This is a genomic window from Bradyrhizobium sp. 14AA (assembly GCF_054185205.1).
Map to the genome: position 1 here is coordinate 163,872 of NZ_JAVAYM010000005.1, position 21,369 is coordinate 185,240.

At 64.1% G+C, this 21,369-nt stretch carries 16 protein-coding genes; 11 read left to right on the plus strand and 5 right to left on the minus strand.

What is annotated here, in order from left to right:
• The first annotated feature begins 10 nt into the window (after positions 1 to 10).
• The 3 genes from RAD15_RS12460 (at position 11) to RAD15_RS12470 (ending at position 3,903) form a co-directional block, all read left to right on the plus strand.
• Entirely contained in the window at positions 11 to 1,528 is a 1,518-nt protein-coding gene (locus tag RAD15_RS12460) for a tripartite tricarboxylate transporter permease (protein ID WP_458177716.1), read from the plus strand.
• 166 nt (positions 1,529 to 1,694) lie between these two features.
• On the plus strand, positions 1,695 to 2,570 hold the full coding sequence (locus RAD15_RS12465) for an outer membrane protein (protein ID WP_458177718.1): 876 nt from the start codon (positions 1,695 to 1,697) through the stop codon (positions 2,568 to 2,570).
• A 439-nt stretch (positions 2,571 to 3,009) separates the two neighbouring features.
• A complete protein-coding gene (locus RAD15_RS12470) occupies positions 3,010 to 3,903 on the plus strand; it encodes an outer membrane protein (RefSeq protein WP_458177720.1) in 894 nt (297 codons plus the stop codon).
• 72 nt (positions 3,904 to 3,975) lie between these two features.
• Here RAD15_RS12470 and RAD15_RS12475 read toward each other — a convergent pair whose 3' ends face one another.
• Positions 3,976 to 5,169 (minus strand): CaiB/BaiF CoA transferase family protein, encoded by a 1,194-nt coding sequence (locus RAD15_RS12475; protein ID WP_458177722.1) that lies wholly within the window; start codon positions 5,167 to 5,169, stop codon positions 3,976 to 3,978.
• A gap of 125 nt (positions 5,170 to 5,294) precedes the next feature.
• Positions 5,295 to 5,588: a hypothetical protein gene (locus RAD15_RS12480; protein ID WP_458177724.1), complete on the minus strand. Its 294-nt coding sequence runs from the start codon at positions 5,586 to 5,588 to the stop codon at positions 5,295 to 5,297.
• 194 nt (positions 5,589 to 5,782) lie between these two features.
• Here RAD15_RS12480 and RAD15_RS12485 point away from each other — a divergent pair, with 194 nt between their 5' ends.
• From RAD15_RS12485 to RAD15_RS12520, 8 genes are all read left to right on the plus strand, one after another.
• On the plus strand, positions 5,783 to 8,755 hold the full coding sequence (locus tag RAD15_RS12485) for a M10 family metallopeptidase C-terminal domain-containing protein (protein ID WP_458177726.1): 2,973 nt from the start codon (positions 5,783 to 5,785) through the stop codon (positions 8,753 to 8,755).
• Between the two features lie 303 nt (positions 8,756 to 9,058).
• Positions 9,059 to 10,612 carry a lipopolysaccharide biosynthesis protein gene (locus tag RAD15_RS12490; protein WP_458177728.1) on the plus strand — a complete coding sequence of 518 codons (1,554 nt, stop codon included), beginning with the start codon at positions 9,059 to 9,061 and terminating at the stop codon, positions 10,610 to 10,612.
• A 3-nt stretch (positions 10,613 to 10,615) separates the two neighbouring features.
• Positions 10,616 to 12,454, plus strand: coding sequence for an asparagine synthase (glutamine-hydrolyzing) (gene asnB / locus RAD15_RS12495; protein ID WP_458177730.1), 1,839 nt, complete (start codon positions 10,616 to 10,618; stop codon positions 12,452 to 12,454).
• Between the two features lie 3 nt (positions 12,455 to 12,457).
• Positions 12,458 to 13,546: a glycosyltransferase family protein gene (locus tag RAD15_RS12500; protein ID WP_458177732.1), complete on the plus strand. Its 1,089-nt coding sequence runs from the start codon at positions 12,458 to 12,460 to the stop codon at positions 13,544 to 13,546.
• Positions 13,547 to 13,624: 78 nt separating this feature from the next.
• Positions 13,625 to 14,245 carry an acyltransferase gene (locus RAD15_RS12505; RefSeq protein WP_458177734.1) on the plus strand — a complete coding sequence of 207 codons (621 nt, stop codon included), beginning with the start codon at positions 13,625 to 13,627 and terminating at the stop codon, positions 14,243 to 14,245.
• A gap of 80 nt (positions 14,246 to 14,325) precedes the next feature.
• Entirely contained in the window at positions 14,326 to 15,258 is a 933-nt protein-coding gene (locus tag RAD15_RS12510) for an NAD-dependent epimerase/dehydratase family protein (RefSeq protein WP_458177736.1), read from the plus strand.
• On the plus strand, positions 15,251 to 16,426 hold the full coding sequence (locus tag RAD15_RS12515) for a glycosyltransferase family 4 protein (RefSeq protein ID WP_458177738.1): 1,176 nt from the start codon (positions 15,251 to 15,253) through the stop codon (positions 16,424 to 16,426). The genes RAD15_RS12510 and RAD15_RS12515 overlap by 8 nt, the downstream gene beginning before the upstream one ends.
• Before the next feature lie 405 nt (positions 16,427 to 16,831).
• A complete protein-coding gene (locus RAD15_RS12520; protein ID WP_458177740.1) occupies positions 16,832 to 18,001 on the plus strand; it encodes a hypothetical protein in 1,170 nt (389 codons plus the stop codon).
• Between the two features lie 81 nt (positions 18,002 to 18,082).
• Here RAD15_RS12520 and RAD15_RS12525 read toward each other — a convergent pair whose 3' ends face one another.
• The 3 genes from RAD15_RS12525 to RAD15_RS12535 all read right to left on the minus strand — a co-directional run bounded on the left by RAD15_RS12525 (position 18,083) and on the right by RAD15_RS12535 (position 21,367).
• Positions 18,083 to 19,045, minus strand: coding sequence for a UDP-glucuronic acid decarboxylase family protein (locus RAD15_RS12525; protein WP_458177742.1), 963 nt, complete (start codon positions 19,043 to 19,045; stop codon positions 18,083 to 18,085).
• A 157-nt stretch (positions 19,046 to 19,202) separates the two neighbouring features.
• A complete protein-coding gene (locus RAD15_RS12530; RefSeq protein ID WP_458177744.1) occupies positions 19,203 to 19,952 on the minus strand; it encodes a glycosyltransferase family 2 protein in 750 nt (249 codons plus the stop codon).
• An 11-nt stretch (positions 19,953 to 19,963) separates the two neighbouring features.
• Positions 19,964 to 21,367 carry a capsular polysaccharide export protein, LipB/KpsS family gene (locus RAD15_RS12535; RefSeq protein WP_458177746.1) on the minus strand — a complete coding sequence of 468 codons (1,404 nt, stop codon included), beginning with the start codon at positions 21,365 to 21,367 and terminating at the stop codon, positions 19,964 to 19,966.
• Positions 21,368 to 21,369 lie beyond the last annotated feature (2 nt).

The window sequence follows — 21,369 nt, forward strand, 5'->3', positions numbered from 1 at the left end:
CGGGCGAACGATGGAAGCTCTCGGTCTCCTGCTTCACGGCTTTGCCGTCCTGCTGACGTGGAAGACGCTCGTGCTGATGATGGTCGGGCTTGTGCTCGGCATCTTCGTCGGCGTGCTGCCCGGGCTGGGCGGTCCCAACGGCGTTGCCATCCTGCTGCCGCTCACCTTCACGATGGATCCGACTTCGGCGATCGTGATGCTGTCCTGCATCTATTGGGGCGCGCTGTTCGGCGGCGCCATCACCTCGATCCTGTTCAACATCCCGGGCGAAGCCTGGTCGGTTGCAACCACGTTCGACGGCTATCCAATGGCGCAGCAGGGCAGGGCGGCGGAGGCGCTGACCGCGGCGTTCACGTCCTCCTTCATCGGCTCGCTGGTCGCGGTGCTGCTGATCACTTTCCTCGCGCCGATGATCTCGTCCTTTGCCCTGAAGTTCGGGCCGCCCGAGTTCTTCGCGGTGTATCTGCTGACGTTCTGCTCCTTCGTCGGCCTCGGCCGCGAGGCCAAGCACAAGACCGTCATCTCGATGTCGCTGGGGCTGCTGCTCGCCGGAATCGGCATGGACACCGTATCGGGCAATCTGCGCATGACCTTCGGCTCGGCCGAACTGCTCCGCGGCATCAACTTCCTCGTCGCCGTCATCGGCCTGTTCGGCATCAGCGAGATCCTGCTGACGATGGAGGAGCGGCTGGCGCTGCGCGGACACGCGGCGAGCATTTCGCTGCGCGTCGTGCTCGGCGTCTGGAAGGACCTGCCGAAATACTGGGTGACGCTGCTGCGCTCGTCCTTCATCGGCTGCTGGCTCGGCATCACGCCGGGCGGCGCGATCGCGGCCTCCTTCATGGGCTACAACCTCGCAAAGCGCTTCGCCAAGGATTCCGAAAGCTTCGGCAAGGGCCGCATCGAGGGCGTATTCGCACCCGAGACGGCCGCGCATGCCTCCGGCACCTCGGCGCTGCTGCCGATGCTGGCGCTCGGCATTCCCGGCTCGGGCACCGCGGCGATCCTGCTCGGCGGCCTGATGGTGTGGGGCCTCAATCCGGGTCCGTTGCTGTTCGTCGAGCACAAGGACTTCGTCTGGGGCCTGATCGCCTCGATGTATCTCGGCAATGTCGTCGGCCTCGTGCTGGTGCTGACGACCGTGCCGATCTTCGCCTCGATCCTGCGCGTGCCGTTCGCCGCGGTGGCGCCGATGATCGTGGTGTCCTGCGCGATCGGTGCCTATGCGATCCAGAACGCGATGTTCGACATCTGGCTGATGCTCGGCTTCGGTGTCGTCGGCTACGTCTTCAAGAAGATCGGCATTCCGCTTGCGCCCTTCACCCTGGCGCTCGTGCTTGGCAACCGCGCCGAGGATGCCTTCCGCCTGTCGATGATCGGGTCCGGCGGAAACCTCGGGGTGTTCTGGTCGAATGGGCTGGTCGGCTCGATCACGACGCTGGCGATCGCGCTGCTGTTTTGGCCGGTCATCGACGGTTTGCTGGGCCGCGTCGGACTGACGCAGCGGACTGGGACGACATCACACTAGCGTCACAGAACAAAGCCGTTTGGAATCAAATAGATATCTTTTCGGTGGTGTTTTGATCCGGTTGCTACCTCTGGCTCGATTGTTTCTGAATGTTGCAGCCGCGGCACAGCCCTTGGGGAGGCGGTGGCGTATATCTTGATCACAAATTTGTGCGGAGGGGATTGCCATGAAGCGGATTGTGATTGGAATGGCGGCGGCGATGTCGCTGTTCGCGACGGGTGCAATGGCTGCTGATCTCGCGGCAAGGCCCTATGTCAAGGCGCCGGTGATGGTCGATCCGGTCTGGAGCTGGACCGGTTTCTACGTCGGCGCCAACGCCGGCTATAGCTGGGGTCGTTCGAGCACCGATGTCTCCTATTTCAATCCGGTCACCGGTCTTGGGATCGTGCCTCCCGCCGGCTCCATCACCAACGCCTCGTTCGACATGAACGGCGGCATCGCGGGTGGCCAGGCCGGCTACAACTGGCAGAGCACCAACTGGGTGTTCGGCATCGAGGGCGACCTGCAATGGTCGGGTGAGAAGGGCCGCGCCGGCTATAGCTGCGTCGGCACTGCTCCTGCCGGCGGCCCCTGCCTTCCTACTTTTACATTCCTTCCCCCCGGCGGTCTGGCGGGCACGACCTTGACGGTCGACCAGAAGCTTGAGTGGTTCGGCACGGTGCGCGGCCGCGTCGGCATCCTGGCGACCCCGAAGGTGCTGTTCTACGGCACCGGCGGTCTGGCCTTCGGCGAGATCAAGACCACGGGCACGCTGTCCAGCTTCAGCCTTGTCGCGCCCTTCGGCCCGATCGCATCGGTGGGCTCGAGCTCGACCACGCGCGTCGGCTGGACCGCTGGTGCGGGCGTCGAGGGCAAGATCACCCAGAACTGGAGCGCCAAGCTCGAGTACCTCTACATGGATCTCGGACGCTTCTCCTCCGGCCCGTTCACGCTGTCGCCCGCTTTGCCGATCAGCGCCAACGTCTCGTCGCACTTCACCGACCACATACTGCGCGCCGGCATCAACTACCAGTTCGCCGGCCCGGTGGTCGCCAAGTACTGAGATCAACAAAGGCGTCAACAAGAAGCAAAGCCCGGCCTCGCGCCGGGCTTTGTCGTTTCTGTCCTGATTCCTGAAAATGGGCAGCGCCGATGATCGGACAGTGCGATTGAATTTGTTGCGGTCGCGCCACATCCAACGCCTGATCTGCATGGATGGGGCCCGCAAAACCGGTTCGCATCGAGCGTCTTCCGATGCCATCGCACCAGTCCGCAGAATTCATCCCGACCATCAAACCGCACTGAAATAGCAGCGCTTTCGAGATCGCTCCGATTGCGCGCGCATGCCTTCCGCACGAGGTCGGCGGCAGACGTCCTGCGAACGACTGACCTTCGTTCGCAGGACGCGGAGCGATGCGCTCTTCCCTAGGGTCCCGGCACTGAATCGCCCGCGCATCTTGCGAGCAGGCGAACAGGCAATGCCGTTTGTCGAGGGAAGACTGATGACACGAACTTCGCTGGTTGCCGCTGCGATCGGAGTGCTGCTCGCACCGTCGGCCTTCGCCGCTGATCTGGCGGTGCCGCACATCTACACCAAGGCGCCGCCGGTGGCCGTCGATCCCACTTACAATTGGAGCGGCTTTTATGCCGGCCTCAATATCGGCTACGGCTGGGGCCGCTCGGCCACGACAGTGGATTTCATCGACAGCAGGGGCGGCGCGCCGCTGGGCTCGAGCGCTGGCACATTCGATCTGAACGGCGTCACCGGTGGCGGTCAGATCGGCTACAACTGGCAGCACGAGATGGTCGTGTTCGGCGTTGAAGCCGATTTCCAGGGCAGTGGCCGGAAGGGCCGCTTCGACGCACTGTGCGCCGGCGCCCCGGATGGTTTGCAGGACGGCATCTGCACGCCGGGCCATCGCGGCGACAACACGTTTGATCCCGCGTTGCCGGTGACGTTCAATCTCGCTCAGAAGCGCGACTGGTTCGGCACTGTCCGCGGCCGTCTCGGCATCGCCGCGACGCCGCGCATGCTGTTCTACGGCACCGGCGGTCTCGCCTATGGCCGCGTCTCCACCTCGGGCAGCGTGAGCGCGATCAATGTCACGGGCTCACCGGGCTCCGGCGACAACCTCGCGTTCACGCCGGTTGCGGCGAGCTTCAGCAGCAGCACGACGAAGGTCGGCTGGAGCGCGGGCGCCGGCATCGAAGGCGCCTTCGCCGACAATTGGAGCGCCCGGCTCGAATATCTCTATGTCGATCTCGGAACGGTATCGGGCTCTCTCGCGACGCCCGTGATCGCGCTCAGCGGCGCGCCGCTGGTCGTCGGCTATCGTTCGCACATCACCGACAACGTCCTGCGCTTCGGCGTCAACTACCGCTTCGGCGGGACCTGAGCGGTAGCTCACCACATCAAAAAGCCCGGCGTGAGCGCCGGGCTTTTTCGTTGGCAACGTCAAGCCAGATGCTCACACCACCTTGGCGTCCCTGAGCGTGGCAATCTCGTCCGCACTGAGGCCGAATTCCTTCAGGACCTCGTCGGTCTGCTCGCCGAATTCCGGCGGCCGCGCCATCATCCTGCTCGGCGTGCGCGACAGCGTCACGGGCTGGCCGACCAGGCGGATGTGGCGGTCCTCGTCGTTCGGTACGTCCTGCGCGATGCCGAGATGCTTGACCTGGGCATCCTCGAACATCTGGTCGATCGCGTAGATCGGCCCGCAGGGCACGCCGGCCTCGTTGAGCTCGCGGACCCAGGTCTCGGTCGATTTCGTCACGGTGCGCTTCTCGATCTCGGCATTGAGCACGTCGCGGTTCTTGGAGCGGGCGGGGGCCGTCGTGTAGTCGGGATGACTGTAGAGCTCCGGCGCGCCGATCGCCTGCGCGCAGCGCTCCCAGATCCGTCCGCCCGTCGTGGCGATGTTGATGTAACCGTCCGAGGTCTTGAACACCCCGGTCGGGATGCTGGTCGGGTGGTTGTTGCCCGCCTGCTTGGCGACTTCCTTCTCCATCAGCCAGCGCGCGGCCTGGAAGTCGAGCATGAAGATCTGAGCCTGGAGCAGCGAGGTCTGCACCCACTGTCCCTTGCCTGAGACCTCGCGCTCGAGCAGCGCGGTGAGGATGCCCATGGCGCAGAACAGGCCCGCCGTGAGGTCGGCGACGGGAATGCCGACCCGCATCGGGCCTTCGCCCGGCGCACCGGTGATCGACATCAGCCCGCCCATGCCCTGCGCGATCTGATCGAAGCCCGGCCGCTTGTGATAGGGGCCGTCCTGGCCGAAGCCGGAGATGCTGCCATAGACGATCCGCGGATTGATCTTTGCGAGGCTCTCATAGTCGATGCCGAGCTTCTTCTTCACGTCGGGACGGAAATTCTCGACCACGACGTCGGCCCTGGCGGCGAGGCGCTTGAACACGGCGAGCCCGCGCTCGTCCTTCAGGTTCAGCGTCATCGCCCGCTTGTTGCGGTGCAAATTCTGGAAGTCGGAACCCCGCCGCGGGCCGCCCGGCTGCTCGCCGCCGGCATCCTCGGTCAGCGCATCGATCTTGACGACATTGGCGCCCCAGTCGGCGAGTTGTCGCACGCAGGTCGGCCCGGAGCGGACGCGGGTCAGGTCGAGCACGGTGAAGCGCGACAGGGCTTCCGAGGCATGCGGAAAGGGCATCTTGAAGGGCTCCGGGACAGATTGCGGGCCCCACCATAGTGCCGATAGACCCTGCGGCAACCCTGAGCCGACGCGGATGCCGCCTGTCGAAATGCAATACCCGGCGTTGCGGCGCGCAGAAGGGATCAGCGCGGCAGGCGCTTCAACTCGGCGCGCGCCTGCTCGGCCAGCGGATCGTCGCCGTGACGGGCGATGAAGAGCTCCAGCGCCTCCCGCGTGCCCTGCCGGCGGGCGGCTTGGTACTCCTCGGCGACCGCAGCGGAAGGATCGCGGGCCATCGGCATGGTGGTGGCGCGCCCGGCCTTGCCGGGTTCGTCCGCATTGGCCATGGCAGGCAGTCCTCCGAAAGTTGAATGATCCGGCCCCGCGAATGCCATCAGGGCGCCCAACAGACCGGCCACGATGCGACATCGTTTCATGGTTCCAAATCGCGCCGTTGCCGGAACCGGCATGCTTATCCTCGCTCCGTGTGACTACGGATTTGATGGCTAACAGGGCGTTATGGAAGAGGTCCATCAGATCTCGCCCAATTTAAACCAAACGTTCAACTCTCTAGCTAGAATCATCTGTTACCGCCCCGAATCGATGGGGCCTGCTGCTTCGGAGTTTCGCTTTGGCCACCGCGGTCACGGTCACCAAGACCAACAACGCCGACATCGACGGCCTGCTGTCGGGCGTCAAATGGTCCGGCACGATCACCTATAGTTTCCCGGATTCGTCCAGTGACTACGCCAATCCGTACACCGGCGGCAGCAGCGAGCCGACGACATCGGGCTTTGCCTCGGCGCCCACCCAGATGCAGGCGGCGATCAACTACGCGATCGGGCTGATCCTCGGCTACACCAACGCCACCATCCAGTACGCGGGGACCAACGGCGCCGACATCATGATCGCGCAGTCGCCGGCGGCCAATCCGACCTCCTACGCCTACTACCCCGGCAACTACGCCTCCGGCGGCGATATCTGGTTCGGGACCCAGTACAATTACTCGCTCGCCGCGCTCGGCAATTACTATTTCACGACCGCGCTGCACGAGCTCGGACACGCCCTTGGCCTCAAGCACAGCCAGGAAACGGGCGGCGTCGCCAACGTCGCGGTGCCGAGCGCGCATGACGACAGCGAATACACCGTCATGAGCTATCGCAGCTATGTCGGTGCTTCGACGACCAGCGGCTACACCAACGAGTCGTACGGATATCCGCAGACCTACATGGCCAACGATATCCTCGCGCTCCAGACGATGTATGGCGCGAACTTCACGACCCAGAGCAGCAATACGGTCTACACCTGGAGCGCCACGACGGGGCAGGAGTTCATCAACGGCGTCGGGCAGCTAGCGGACGGCGGCGGCGCCGGCGGTTCGGCCAACCGCATCTACGAGACGGTCTGGGACGGCGGCGGCGTCGATACCTACGACCTGTCGAACTACACCACGAACCTGAGCATCAATCTCAATCCGGGCGCCTCGTCGGTGTTCTCCACCGTGCAGCTGGCCAATCTCGGCAATGGCCATTACGCGTCGGGCAACGTCTACAACGCCTATCTCTACAACGGCGACGCGCGCTCCTACATCGACAACGCCACCGGCGGCTCCGGCAACGACACGATCCTGGGCAATGCCATCGCCAACGTGCTGAACGGCGGTGGCGGCAACGACACCATCACCGGCGGCGGTGGCAACGACACCATTGTCGGCGGTGCCGGCTCCGACACGGCGGTGTATTCGGGCAGCCGGACCAGCTACGCGATCACCTACAACGCGACCACCCAGACATTCACCCTGATCGACCAGCGCAGCGGGTCGCCCGACGGTACCGATACCGTCACCGGGGTCGAATATTTCCAGTTTGCCGGCGTCACGGTCGCCAGCTCCACTCTGGTGACCACGGTGATCGAGTCATTCGGATCGACCAGCCTGGTCCAGTCCGGCGGCAACTATTACCTGAACAGCATCTCGACCGGCACCGGGCCTGTGCTGAAATATGCAGGTAGTGCCGTGAATACGGCCAATTACACCACGTGGTCGGTCATCGCCGCCGAGCAGGTGTCGGGTGGTGGCTACGACGTCGTGTGGAAGAATTCAGCGGACGGACATTACTCGGTCTGGAGCACGGACAGCACCGGCAATTTCGTGACGACGCTCGCCGCGGCCCCTGAAGTGCTGGGCACCGATGCGTCTTTGCAGGCGCTGGAGCCGACGCTCCACCAGGACCTCAACGGCGATGGCACGATTGGCGCACCGGTCGTCAGCGGCGTCACGATCGAGGCGTTCGGATCGACCAGCCTGGTGCTGTCGGGTGGCAATTACTTCCTGACCAGCATCTCGACCAGCACCGGGCCCACTCTGAAATACGCAGGCAATGCCGTGAACGCGGCCAATTACACCACGTGGTCGGTCATCGGCGCCGAGCAGGTGTCGGGCGGCGGCTACGACGTGGTCTGGAAGAATTCAGCGAACGGGCATTACTCCGTCTGGAGCACGGACAGCAACGGCAACTTCGTGACGACGCTCGCCGCGGCACCTGAAGTGCTGGGCACCGACGCGTCCCTGCAGGCGCTGGAGCCGACGCTCCACCAGGACCTCAACGGCGACGGTACGACCGGGGTCCCCGTCGTCCCGGTCGCCAGCGGCGTCACGATCGAAGCGCTCGGATCGACCAGCCTGGTCCAGTCTGGCGGCAACTATTACCTGGACAACATCTCGACCGGCACCGGGCCTACGCTGAAATATGCGGGCAATGCCGTGAACACGGCCAATTACACCACGTGGTCGGTCATCGGTGCCGAGCAGGTGTCGGGCGGCGGCTACGACGTGGTCTGGAAGAATTCAGCGAACGGGCATTACTCCGTCTGGAGCACGGACAGCAACGGCAACTTCGTGACGACACTCGCCGCGGCCCCCGAAGTGCTGGGCACCGATCCGTCTCTTCAGGCACTGGAGCCGACGCTCCAGCAGGATCTCAACGGCGACGGCACGATTGGCGTCCCGGTCGCCAGCCCCGTCACGATCGAAGCGCTCGGATCGACCAGCCTGGTGGTGTCCGGTGGCAACTACTACCTGACCAACATTTCGACCGGCACCGGGCCCACGCTGAAATATGCAGGCAATGTCGTGAATACGGCCAATTACACCACGTGGTCGGTCATCGGTGCCGAGCAGGTGTCGGGCGGCGGCTACGACGTGGTCTGGAAGAATTCGGCGGACGGACATTACTCCGTCTGGAGCACGGACAGCACCGGCAACTTCGTGACGACGCTCGCCGCGGCTCCTGAAGTGCTGGGGACTGACCCGACTCTGAAGGCGCTGGAGCCGACGCTCCACCAGGACCTCAATGGTGACGGCGCCGTGGGCGCAGCGCCGCTCGCGACTGCAGCGACCTCCGGTGATAACTTCGCCTTCGGGGGTGACACCGCGCTGTCCGCCCCCTCTGAGCCGCCGGACCCCATGCCCGCGCCAGCCAATGCCCAGACCACGTCGGAGCACGGGACGGTCGCTGAACTGGCGGGCGGCCACGATGCGGCCGCGATCGAAATCGTGATCGATTTCCTGCACAATCTGCACGGCAGCGGCTTCCTGCTTGGCTGACGTGGCCGGTCCTGCCGGTCCGTCGTTCTTCCCCTTCGTGCCGCATTCGACGCCGCACGGCGGGCCGGACGGCCTCTGAGCGCGCCTCCCCGGGATTGCCACACCGTCCCTTATCTGTCCCAGCAAGCCGCGGGTTGGCCTGAAAGGCGTTAAAGAGGGGGCTGGCGGAGCCGGGCGGCAGCTAACCCCGTCGGCTATCGACATTCCCCGTACTGCCTGCTAGCCCGAATTCGCGATGCCCTGGGGGGAACCCTGATCGGCGAGGCGGCGGAGGCTTGGTGAGGTGAGGGCCGGGTGGCTGGCATGACGTTGAGAAGAAGTCCGCCCGATCTGCTGGGGAACTCCGCGTGGAATGCGATGGCCTTCCTGGTGGCCGTGGTGCTGAACCTGGCCATCCTGCCCTTCGTGGTCATCCGTCTGGGCCTCCCCGCATTCGGCGTTGCGGGTCTCGTCACCGCCTGCGTTGCGCCGGCGCTGGTGTTCAGCAACGCGCTCGGGCTGTCGACGGCGCGCGAGCTCGCGCAGCGACTGGAGCCGTCCGATCTCGAAGATGCGCGGCGCCTGTTCGCGACGGCGGTGCTGCTTGCGGTCGGCGCGGGCGGGCCGATCACCATTTTCTTTCTGGTGGCCGGGGCCCCGCTTGCGCGCTTCGGATTCCATCTGGCCGGTCCGGCCGCCGAGGACCTTGGCCTCGCCTTCGCGCTGGCCGGCATCGGCTGGCTGTGCCAGTGCGTCTCGGCGGTCTTCGTGTCGTTGTTCACAGCGCGGCAGGACTATCGCCGGATCGCCTCGATCGGCATTGTCAGCACCGCGGTCTCGACTCTTTCGATGCTCCTCCTGATCCCCGCCGCGCCGCACGCATCCACTTTCCTGGGTTGCCAGACGCTGGGGTTTGCGACCGGCCTGCTGATGGCCCTGGCCTGGTCCAGCGGCGCGATGCGCAAATGGCTGGCGCCGCCGGCGTTGCATCGCGAGGCGTTCGGCCGGCTGGTTCGGTTCGGCGGTTGGCAGGCTGCCGCGCAGGGCGGCGCGCTGCTTGCGGGGCAGGCCGATCGGTACCTGCTTGGCGCGCTGTTGCAACCGCAGTTTGTCGGATTCTATGGCGTTGCGCAGCGCCTGCAGGAGGCGACCTATATCGGCATCCTGAAGGTCGGCGAGATCCTGTTTCCATTCTTCAGCACGCTGCAAAGGGAGAGCGAGGATCGCAAGGTCGATCTGCTGTTCCGATCGTCGTGGATCCTGAATGTCCTGGCCGCAAGTGCGCTGGGCGCATTGATCCCGGTGGCGGGTCCTCTGCTGCATGTCTGGACCGGGGCGGAGGTTGCGGCCGAGGCTGCGCGGGTGCTCGTCGTGCTGTCGATTGCCGGCATCCTCGGATCGAGCGCGAACGTCTTCGGCTTCTACCTGCTGGCACAGGGGCGGTCGCGCTCCAACGCGCTCATCGCGTTGATCACGGGTGTCGCCACGCTGGTTGCCAGCGCGATCGCATTGCCACGCTTCGGATGGCATGCCGCGGGCTGGAGCACATGCGTCGGCATGGTCGCGCAGCTGGTGACCATCGTCTTCCTGATGCGCCGCAGTTTCAACCTTGCCGGCATGTGGTTGCGCGTCGTGCATTGCGTGCTGATGCCGCTTGGCGTCGGGATCGCGACGGCGCTGGCCGTGCGATACGGTCTCGACCGCGCGTCACTCCAGCTGGCGCCGTCCTGGTGGTTGGTGGGAGCCGTCTCCTCGCTGACCGCCGCGGTCATCTTCGCCGTCGCGGTCGCCGCCTCGCAATTGGGCCCGTATCGAAGGGTATGCCGGCAGGATATTCGTTCGATCGTCACTCGCTTCTTGCCCCTCAAGGCCGTCTAGAACATGTGCGGAATAGCAGGCATCGTGAATCTGCGCGGCAACGCGGTCGAGCCGGACGACATCTCGCGCCTGACCGGCCTGATCGCGCATCGTGGTCCGTTCGGCCAGGGGACCTGGTTCAGCGCAGACCGAAGCCTCGCATTCGGCCACCGCCGCCTGGCGATCATCGATCCCGGCGAGGGCGGCCATCAGCCGATGCTGTCTGCGGACGGTCGCCACGTGATCGTGTTCAATGGCGAGATCTACAACTTCCTCGAGCTGCGTCGCGAGCTCGAGGCGCAGGGCGCGGTGTTCCGCAGCCAATCCGATACCGAAGTGATCCTGGCTGCCTGGCAGGCTTGGCGCGAAGACATGCTGCCCCGCTTCAACGGCATGTGGGCCCTGGCGATCTTCGACACCAGCACTGGGGAACTGTTTCTTGCGCGCGATCGCTTCGGCATCAAGCCGCTGCTCTATGCCGCGTCGCCGGAACGGTTCGTCTTCGCGTCCGAGCAGCGGGCGCTGGTGCGCAGCGGACTGATCGATGCGTCCATCGATGTGGAGGTCGCGCGCCGGCTGCTGCTCGATGCCTTCGGGATCGAAGGAAGCGAGCGGACCTTGTTTCGGCAGGTTCGCCGCCTGCAGGGCGGCCACTGCATGTGGCTGCGCCAGGGCAAGGTCAGCGTCAGGCGTTGGTGGCGGACCGTGGATCATCTGCCGGCCGTGCCGGCCACCGAAGCCGAACGCGTGGCGCACTTTCGCGAGCTGTTCCAGGATGCCGTGGCCCTGCGCATGCGCAGCGATGTGCCGATCGGAACGTGCCTGTCCGGAGGCTTCGATTCATCGGCGGTGATCTGCACCATGGCCGCGCATGAGAAGGCGGGCTTGGGGCCACGCGACAGCACCGCATGGCGCCATGCCTTTGTCGCGACGTTCCCCGGCGCCTTGAACGACGAGCGGCCGATGGCCGAGGAGGCCGCCGCCTGGGCCGAGGTCGCGCCGACCTTCCTCGAAATCGGGCAGGCCGATGCGCTCACGGACCTCGACCAGATTCTCGACGATCTCGACGACGTCTATATCGCGCTGCCCAGCGCGATGTGGTTGATCTATCGGCAGTTGAGACGGCAAAACGTGACCGTCTCGCTCGACGGCCACGGCGCGGACGAGTTGATGGGCGGCTATTTGCAGCAGGGACAGGCGCTCTCATTTCGAATTCGGAACGCAGCCGAAGACCTTGCCTCGCGCTCGGCGCGGGCCCGGCGCGGCGTGGATGTCCTGCGTGCTTTGGCCCTCAAGCGTCAGGGGGTGTATTATCTGCGCGGCGGTCTGCGCGATCTTCCCGCGCAGCTCCCGCTGACTGCGGAGGACGACGTGCTGCCGTCCGAATGGGGCGGCCTGAACAAGCGCCTCTACCGCATGTTTCACAGCACGGTGCTGCCCACCATCCTGCGCAACTTCGACCGTCTCTCGATGGCGCATGGCGTCGAAATCCGGATGCCTTTCATGGATTGGCGCCTGGTGACTTACACGATGGCGCTTCCCGAAAGCAGCAAGTCGTCGGACGGCTATACCAAGGCGGTCGCCCGGCGGGCGATGGCCAACCTGATGCCGGAGTCGATCCGCACCGCGCGTCGCAAGGTCGGCTTCAACTCGCCGATGCCGGAATGGTTGAACGGACCGCTGGCCGGCTGGACGGCCGACCTGCTCGACCGCAAGGTGCCGGCGTTTACCGAACTGGTGGACGAGGCGGCCCTGCGCACGATGGTCAGCCGCTTGACGGCGTCGAAGTCCTGGGACTGGGAGGCGGTCGGGCGGATCTGGCCGTATCTGAACATGAAATGGATGTTGGCGAGGTACGCGTAAATCATGCGTCTGTTCCAAAATAGCTGTTTCTATCCATCCTACCTGCCGCGCTTGAACCAGCTCGCGGCAAAGGCCGTTAGCTTCGAAGCGCGACGCGGGGTGTTTCTGCACGACCGTTTCGGTGCCTCGCATTTCCTTCAACCGGTGCTCGATGGATCGCCGGAGGCATTCTTCACCAACGGGGACGACGAGATCCTGCAGCGCCAATGGGCGCGCGAGCAGGGCATGAAGGGGGAGCCGACGCTCGAGGCCATCCTCCTCGCACAGATCGAGCACCACGCCACCGAGGTGTTCTACAATCTCGATCCCGTGCGCTACCCGAGCGCCTTCGTTGCCAAGCTGCCGGGCTGCGTGAAGAAGGCGCTGTGCTGGCGTGCCGCGCCGTCTGGAAACGCCGATTTCACGGCCTATGCCGCCGTGCTCGCAAATTTTCCTTCTATGCTCGACATGTGGCGCCGCCAGGGATGCCGGGCCGAGTTCTTCTATCCGGCGCATGATCCGGTGATGGACGAGTATGGCCACGGAGAACGTCCGATCGACGTCGTCTTCGTCGGTGGGTATTCACGGCATCATCGCGGGCGTGCAAAGACGCTCGAGCGCGTCGCGCGCCTGGCCGACAGCCATGATGTCGTCCTTTGTCTTGACGCATCGCGGCTGACCAAGCTCGCCGAGAGCGCAATCGGACGATTGCTGCCCCTGCGACAGCACCGACGTCCCGATGCCATCGCAGCTATCGCTCGGCCGCCGGTATTCGGGAGAGATCTCTACGAGCTGATCGGCTCGTCCAAGATCGCGCTCAATGGCTCGATCGACATGGCGGGCGAAGATCGCGGTAATATGCGCTGCTTCGAGTCGATGGGGTGCGGTGCATTGCTCGTGTCCGACGCCGGAAGATATATCGACGGCATGCAGGCCGGGATCACGATCGAGACTTACGATACTCCGGAGCAGGCCGTTGACGTGATCTCACGGAGTCTGCAGGACTGGCCCAGGGCGGCCGAGATCGCAGCGCTAGGTCGGGCCCGCATCCGCGACATCTACAGTAAAGACATGCAGTGGAAACTGTTCGGCGAGGTCGTCGGGCGCCTTTGATCGCGCAGCCTGCTCCGTTGGAGGTGTTCAATTGAAAATCCGAGCGCATTGGATTTCGCTACGTGACAGGGTGCTCTGATGTCCAGCCTTTCCACGCTGGTGCGTTGGTGCGCACGTGCCGTCGATGGCTTCAATTTGCACCTTATTGTCCAGCGTCTGATTGGGCGGGCGACTTGCCGCCTGGACCGAGGTGCATACCTGGCCCATAGCGCGCGGATCAAGAATGCGCTTGGCAATAGCGAGAGGATTGTCATTGGCAGCCATTCTCACATCAGGGGTGAACTGATGATCCTCGGTCACGGCGGTCAGATCAATATCGGAGAGTGGTGCTATGTCGGGGAAGGCACGCGTATCTGGTCAGGCGCGTCGATCGACATCGGGAATCGTGTCCTGATTTCGCATTCTGTCAACATCTTCGACAATCTCTCGCATCCCATCCGTGCTTCCGAGCGGCACGAACAGGTGAAGCAGATTTTCTCCACCGGTCACCCAAGGCAGCTTTCGCTCGATGACCGTCCGATCAAGATTTGCGATGATGCGTGGATCGGTGCTTGCGCCATGGTCATGCGGGGTGTGACCATTGGTGAGGGTGGGATTGTCGCCGCGGGCGCCGTAGTCACCAAGGATGTTCCGGCCTATTCGATCGTTGCGGGCAATCCTGCGACCATTGTCAGGGAATTGTCGCCGGATGAGCGATGAGGGGGTGCGTATGACAGCATCGATGGAATCGTGCCTGCTCGCCAGGCGAGCGTCTCGTCGGCAGGACTCAAGGTAGCATCATGTCCGCATGGGTCACCGGTGCGAACGGATTCATCGGCCGCCATCTCGTGCACGAGCTGGCAGGCGCCGGGCGCACAGTTCATGGCGTCGGTCACGGTGCGCTCGATCCGGTCGATGCACGCGCTCTCGGCTTGCAGACATGGATCAATGGCGAGGTCGATGCGGAGAACCTGAACGCGCTCGCCGCCATGCACGGACTGCCGTCACAGGTCTTCCATCTCGCCGGCGGATCGGCCGTCGGGCCTTCGATCGCGCGCCCGTTCGAGGACTTTTCGCGAACCGTGACCAGCACGGCGCGCCTGCTCGACTGGCTTCGAAGCTTTGCGCCCGAGTGCCAGCTGGTCGTTGCGTCGAGCGCAGCGGTCTACGGCGCGGACCATGCCGGGCCGATTGCCGAAAGCGCGGCGCTGGCGCCGATGTCGCCCTATGGCCATCACAAGATGATGATGGAGCAGCTGTGCCGGAGCTATGCCCAGAGCTTCGGTCTTCGCTGCGCCGTCGTGAGATTGTTCTCGGTCTACGGTCCGAACCTTCGCAAGCAGCTTCTCTGGGACATCTGCTCGCGGCTGAGCCGCGAGGAGCGGTCTCTCGAGCTGGGAGGGACCGGAGCCGAGATCAGGGACTGGACCGACGTTCGCGATGTCGTCCGCTTGCTGGTGCGCGTCGCGGAGGACCTAAGCCAGGATAATTTTCGGCTGATCAATGGCGGCTCGGGGCGTGGCACGAGCGTGGCGGACATTGCCGGCGGCTTGATCCGGAATTGGGGAAGCAGCACCGTCGTGCGTTATTCCGGCGTGGCGCGGCCGGGCGACCCGGTGAGCCTGCTCGCTGATGACCGGTACTTGCGCGACATAAATTTCGATTGGCGCCTTCCGCTGGAACGCGGTCTTGCCGACTATGTCGAATGGTTCAGGAGCCTGGCCCGTGCCTGAGCGCGCGCCGCTGCGGATTGCGTTCATCAACATTCCACGCCGCCTGTGGGCTGGCGGCCACAACTATCAACGCAATCTGTTCGCGGTCCTGCACCGGTACAGTCCGGGAACGGTCGCGCCGGTGTTGTTCGCCGGAACGAAGGACGATCCCGAGGAGATTGCGGCGCTTGCCGGCATCCCGGCCGTCGAGGTCGTTCAATCGCCTGCGTTCGATCGCACCGGGTCAGAACTCCTCGGTGCGCTCGCGCTCGGACGCGACGGACCGGCACTGGCTGAATTTCGCGCGCGTGGGATCGACATTGTGTTCGAGTCCGCCCGCTTCTTCGGCTGGCGCCTGCCGTTTCCGGCGATCGCGTGGTTTCCGGATTTCCAGCATCGCCTGCTGCCGCATCTCTTCTCCAGGAGCGCGTATTGGCGGCGTGATCTCGGCTTTCGGGCTCAGATCGCGTCCGGCCGGCACATCATGGTGAGCAGCACCAGCGCGCTCGGCGATCTCAAAAGGTTCTATCCCGGCATCTCGAACGGCGTTTCAGTCGTTCGGTTTGCGACCGAGCCGCCGGTCGGCTTGCTCGCCACGAAGCCGCTCGACGTGATCGCGCAATATGACCTTCCGCCCCGGTACTTCTACCTGCCAAACCAGTTCTGGCGCCACAAGAACCACCGGATCGTGGTGGATGCGCTCGATCTGCTGAAGGGCCGGGGGCTCGACGTCGTCGTCGCGGCATCCGGAAGCACGCGGGACGCCCGTGAACCCGATCTCTTCGAGAGAACAATGGGCCAGGTCAGCTCGCGCGGTCTCGAGACGAATTTCAGGCATCTCGGAATGATTCCGCTGGATCACGTCTATGCGCTCCTGCGCGCGTCGATGGCTCTCATCAATCCTTCGGAGTGCGAGGGGTGGAGCACGACCGTCGAAGAAGCGAAGTCGTTCGGTGTCCCGATGATCCTGTCCGACATCGATGTCCATCGCGAACAGACCGAGGGGGGCGCGCGATATTTCGGCATCCACGACGCCGAGGCGCTGGCCGATCAAATGACGCAGGTCGTGAAAGGGGCGGGGCCGACGATCGTCCGCAGCTTGCTGCCGAACCTCGATCAGCGCGTAGAGGCGTTCGTTGCGGATTTCGTCCGACTGACCCGGGATGTGATGGCGTCACGGGGCAGCTAAAGCATGATCCGGAAAAGTGCGAAGCGGTTTTCCGGAAAGATCATGCGTCTAGAACGACCTAAAGCGCGATGATGATTCATCCAAATCTCATCGCGCTTTAGACCTGCCGTGCCTCGCGACGACGATTCATCCCAAGCTCATCGCGCTTGGTCGCAGGACCATGGTTGATCGGAGTGATCAGACCCTTCGGTGCTCGATGAACCCGCACGATCCGAGCTTGCTCAATTGGCGCCGGGCAACGATATTTACAAGCTAATGCCGCAATGATAGCAGGTGCTGGTAGTAACCAGCCACCGATCGCCTAGTTGTAGCTATGATCTCCATCAACGCCATTGGGCCTTTTGCACCTGCCACATGGGCAGCGGAGTTGGTCGTCTCTGCGGTCGGACGTCAGCGATCAAGCCGATGACGAAGACGTGGTTGACGAACGCGGCGATCGCGGTTTGGATCTCAACGAACTCGGTTCTTATCCTTTTGTACGGCTTGGCTGGCATGAAGAGTCATCCAGCCGTGACGGCGGCCGTGATGATCGTGCCGCTCGTCGTCATAGCGAGAAAATTTCAGCTCCGAAGGGCTGACTTCTTGTTTGCCGCATTGGTCGCGCTCATGGTCGCTTCGGTCGTCGTGAACGGCAGAACGGCGAACGATCGCGACTATGTGCTCCTCGCCGTTTCCCTGGCCTCCTATCCAGCGCTCCGGGCCGTGGGGAGTCGTTTTGATCTCGCGCGTTTCTCTTACGTCACGGCAGCGATCGTTTTGGTCGGCACTCTGCTGACGGCCTGGGCAATCGTCTACGACAAGAGCGGCGAGTTCAAGCCGGTGGTTCTGGGCTTCCACGAAGGTCCGACCGTGTTTTGCCTGACATGGTGCTTCCTGGTCTTTGCCCTCCTTTCGATGAACTTGCCGGCCTTTCAATGGCGTGTGAGTGCCGCGTTGATCGCCTTGCCTTCGTTCGTGTTTGCCGCGGCAATGGTGCGGCACCCGTTCATCGCCCTGGCTCTCACGCTCGCCGCAACGGTGAGGACAGGCGGTCGGCGCCAGCTTGCGGTCGTTGGCGTCGTGTGCCTGACCATCCTCGTGGGCTTGGCTGCCCGTCCCGCAATGTCCGGCAAGATCATCGGACTTGTCATGGACAACGTGCAGAAGCCGGTCGTGAGTTGCGATACCGAGGATACTTTCGCGGTCCGAATCATACTCGCGAAGGAAGCCTGGAACCTGTTGCCGAAGGCTGGGCCACTCGGCCAGGGTATAGGAACGTTCGCCAGGCAATCTTGCTACAAGACAGAGCCGCACAATGTCGTGCTGCAGGCCGCAGTCGAGGCTGGTATTGCCGCAGCAGTGCTTCTGGTCGCTTTGTTCATTGCGGCTCTGATATCGGCCGCAAAGCGTGCGCGCTCTGATGCCACCGCGTTCTTTGTGTTTGCTGGCATGGTATTCGTCGGGATCGAGTTCTTGATCACTGGTTCGCTGACGAACTCAGCGCTGCTCTTCGGATTGATGGGGTGGGCGGTCGGGCTGCCACAAAAAGACGGGCGCGACACAAGCGCTGAACCGCATCCGCTCGCCAACCGGTAGCCTAGGCCCCAGCCGCATGCCCACGTCCAGCAAGCCCGGCGGAGAGGAGCCGCGGCCGGACGACGGAAGCTGCGAGCGGGATCAGGCGATTTCGAGCGAGCGCTTGAAATAGGCGATCGTCTCCTTCAGGCCGTCCTCGAGCGCGACCTTCGGCTCCCAGTTCAGCAACGCCTTCGCCTTGGCGAGGTCGGGCTGCCGCTGTCGCGGGTCGTCCTGCGGCAGCGGCTTGAACACCAGCTTGGAGCGAGACCCCGTGAGCTCGATGACCTTCTCGGCGAGCTCGCGGATGGTGAACTCGGAATTGTTGCCGAGGTTGATCGGGCCGGTGACGTCTTCCCCCGTCACCATCAGCCGCAAGAAGGCCTCGACGAGATCGTCGACATAGCAGAACGAGCGGGTCTGCCCGCCGTCGCCGAACACGGTGATCGGCTCGCCCTTCAGCGCCTGGACGATGAAGGACGACACCACGCGGCCGTCATTGGGCTGCATGCGCGGGCCGTAGGTATTGAAGATGCGCGCGACCTTGATCGGCAGGCCGTGCTGGCGCCAATAGTCGAAGAACAGCGTCTCGGCGCAGCGCTTGCCTTCGTCGTAGCAGGAGCGGATGCCGATCGGGTTGACGTTGCCCCAGTAATCCTCGGTCTGGGGATGGATCAGCGGATCGCCATAGACCTCGCTGGTGGAGGCTTGGAAGATCCGCGCCTTGAGCCGTTTGGCGAGGCCCAGCATGTTGATGGCGCCGTGCACCGAGGTCTTGGTGGTCTGCACGGGATCGCGCTGGTAGTGGATCGGCGAGGCCGGGCAGGCCAGGTTGAAGATCGCGTCGACCTCAATGTAGAGCGGGAAGGTGACGTCGTGCCGGACCGCCTCGAACAGCGGATTTGCGATCAGATGGGCAATGGTCCGCCGGCTGCCGGTGAAATAGTTGTCGACGGACACCACCTCGGCTCCGGTATCGAGCAGTCGCTCGCAAAGGTGGGATCCGATGAAGCCGGCGCCTCCGGTCACGAGGATGCGGCTGTTCTTGTAGCTTTCAAACGGCATGATCGGTTCCAGATTTGTCCGCGAAGGAGCGCGCTGAGTGGTATCGGCAACCGCCGGACTCGCCAATAGCCAAATGCCTTGCTCGGAGGTATCTTGATACCTCTACTGTGCATGGGGTTGTTTTCGATATTTTTGGGGGAACAGGGGGGGGCGGCGGCTAGAATTCCCGCCGCTTCAGCCAGGCCCGCGCGCCCCAATGGGCAAAGCACCAGGCCGACCTGATCAGGGAGAGGTGCTCGACGTTGCGGTAGATCTGCCAGACCCATTTGGCCGAGCGGGCCGGCCGGCTGGAGACCGAGGAGCCCCTGACGCGGTAGCGCGCAAGGTCCTCGTTGAGGCCGTATGCGACGTGGCCGCGCGCGAGGATCGAAAGCCACAGGCAGAAATCGTCGTAGCCCTCGTTCTTCATCACAACAGGACCTGAGATATCGCGATCGACCATCGCGGTCAGCGTCGCGATCGCGGTGTTCTTCAGGAGCTGCCGATAGCTCAGCGAGGCCGGCACCTCGATCAGCCGCCCGGTGACTGTGTTGGTCTCGTTGATGCGGCGGAAGGCGGTGTAGCTGAGGGCGGCCTGGTTCGCCTTCGCGAAGGCGAGCTGCCGCTCGAGCTTCTCGGGCAGCCACAGATCGTCGCTGTCGAGGAAGGCGAGATAGCGGCCCTGCGCAGCGTCGATCGACGCCTGGCGCGCAAGTGCCGGACCGCCGTTCTTCGGCATCCGGATCAGCTTGACGCGCGGGTCGCGCTCGCCGATGTCAGCGATGATCGCCGGCGTGCTGTCGGTGGAGCAGTCGTCGGCGATCAGGAGCTCCCAATCGGCGAATGTCTGGCTCTGCACCGAGCGGATCGTCTCCTCGATCAGGCCTTCGACGTTCCAGGACGGTGTGATGATCGAGACGAGCGGCATGATGGGTCCGTTCAGTTCACACGGGCCGGTTCGGCGATTGCCGCGCGCAAGGTGGCCGCAAAAATGTCGAGCAGCTTGGGATCGCTGATATAGAGCTCGCCCGGATAAGACCGGCGCCAGGCCGACTCGAAATAGGGCGCGCCTTTGGCCGGATCGAACGGCCCGGCGGAGAGCGCCTCGCGCAGCCGCGCCGGCACGTCGGCCAGACGATCGACCGCATGGACCAGCGGGCAGGAGCGATAGAACGCATCGCCCATCACCACGACCGGCTTGCCGAGCAGCAGCGCCTCGGCCCCCGATTTGCTGTTGACGGAGATGACCGCATCGGCGCGGTTGAGCACGGTGTAATTGTTGGTCTGCGGCGGCAGCAGCACGAAATTGTCGAAACGGCGCGCCAGCTCGAACAGGCGGTCGGCCGAGATCGCGCCGATCTGGGCGGGATGTTCCTTCACCACGAGCACGTGCGAATCCGGGATCGTGCGCAGCAGGAAGTCGACGGTGGCGACCTGGTCGAGATAGTCCGGTGAGCGCAGCGTCAGCGCCATGTCGGCCGGAACGTGGAAGGGATAATAGACGAAGGCCGTCTCGGGGATCGGCTTATAGAGCTTACGCAGCCGCGTCGCGTTGATCGCCATCGCGGCGTGCACCCGGGCATGGCGCAGATTGTGCCCGAACTCCTGGTGCTTGCCGAGCGCGAACTGGTCCCACAGCTTTTCGCCGAGACGGCGCGCGTTGCGCAAATTAACGACCTTCTTGAAGGCCGCCGAATAATGGTGCTGATCCTTCTTGGGAATGACGATCGCGCGCTGCGTCAGCGTATCGTCCAGATAGGCGCGCACCTCTGATGACACTGTGTCCGCCGGCGTCGGCATCACGTCGGGCGCGGCGAGGCTGTCAGGCGTGAAATACATCCGGCCACGAAAGAACGAGGGTTCGATGAACCAGTTGCGGATGTCGCGGCGCCTGGCGGCGTAGTAGCTCGCGATCACCGAAAGGAAGCCGCCGAGCTCCTGCACCAGTTCGACGCGCTTGCCCTGCTTCTCCAGCCGGTCGAGCACTGTCTCCATCGCATTGGCATAGATCATGAAGCGCCGGCGCAGCGCCGCGGTGTCGCGGATGCCGAAAGTGAACCGCTCGTGGCTGAACAGGAAGTTGGTCCCGTCGAGCCCGTAGGCGGCAACGCGCGCGTCGAACGCCTTGCGGTCCTCGGGCGATGGGCCGGCCTTGAGGCCCTCGCGATACATGTTCGTGACCGGCACACCTTCGGCAGCCGACATCTCGGCGCTGCGGTCGTCGAAGGCCAGCAATTCGACATCATGGCCTGCCGCGCGCAACCGCTGCGCGACCGGAATCCAGAACCGGGTCTGGTATTCGGCAAGCGTGGTGATCAGAATGGTCTTTGCAGATGTGGCCATGG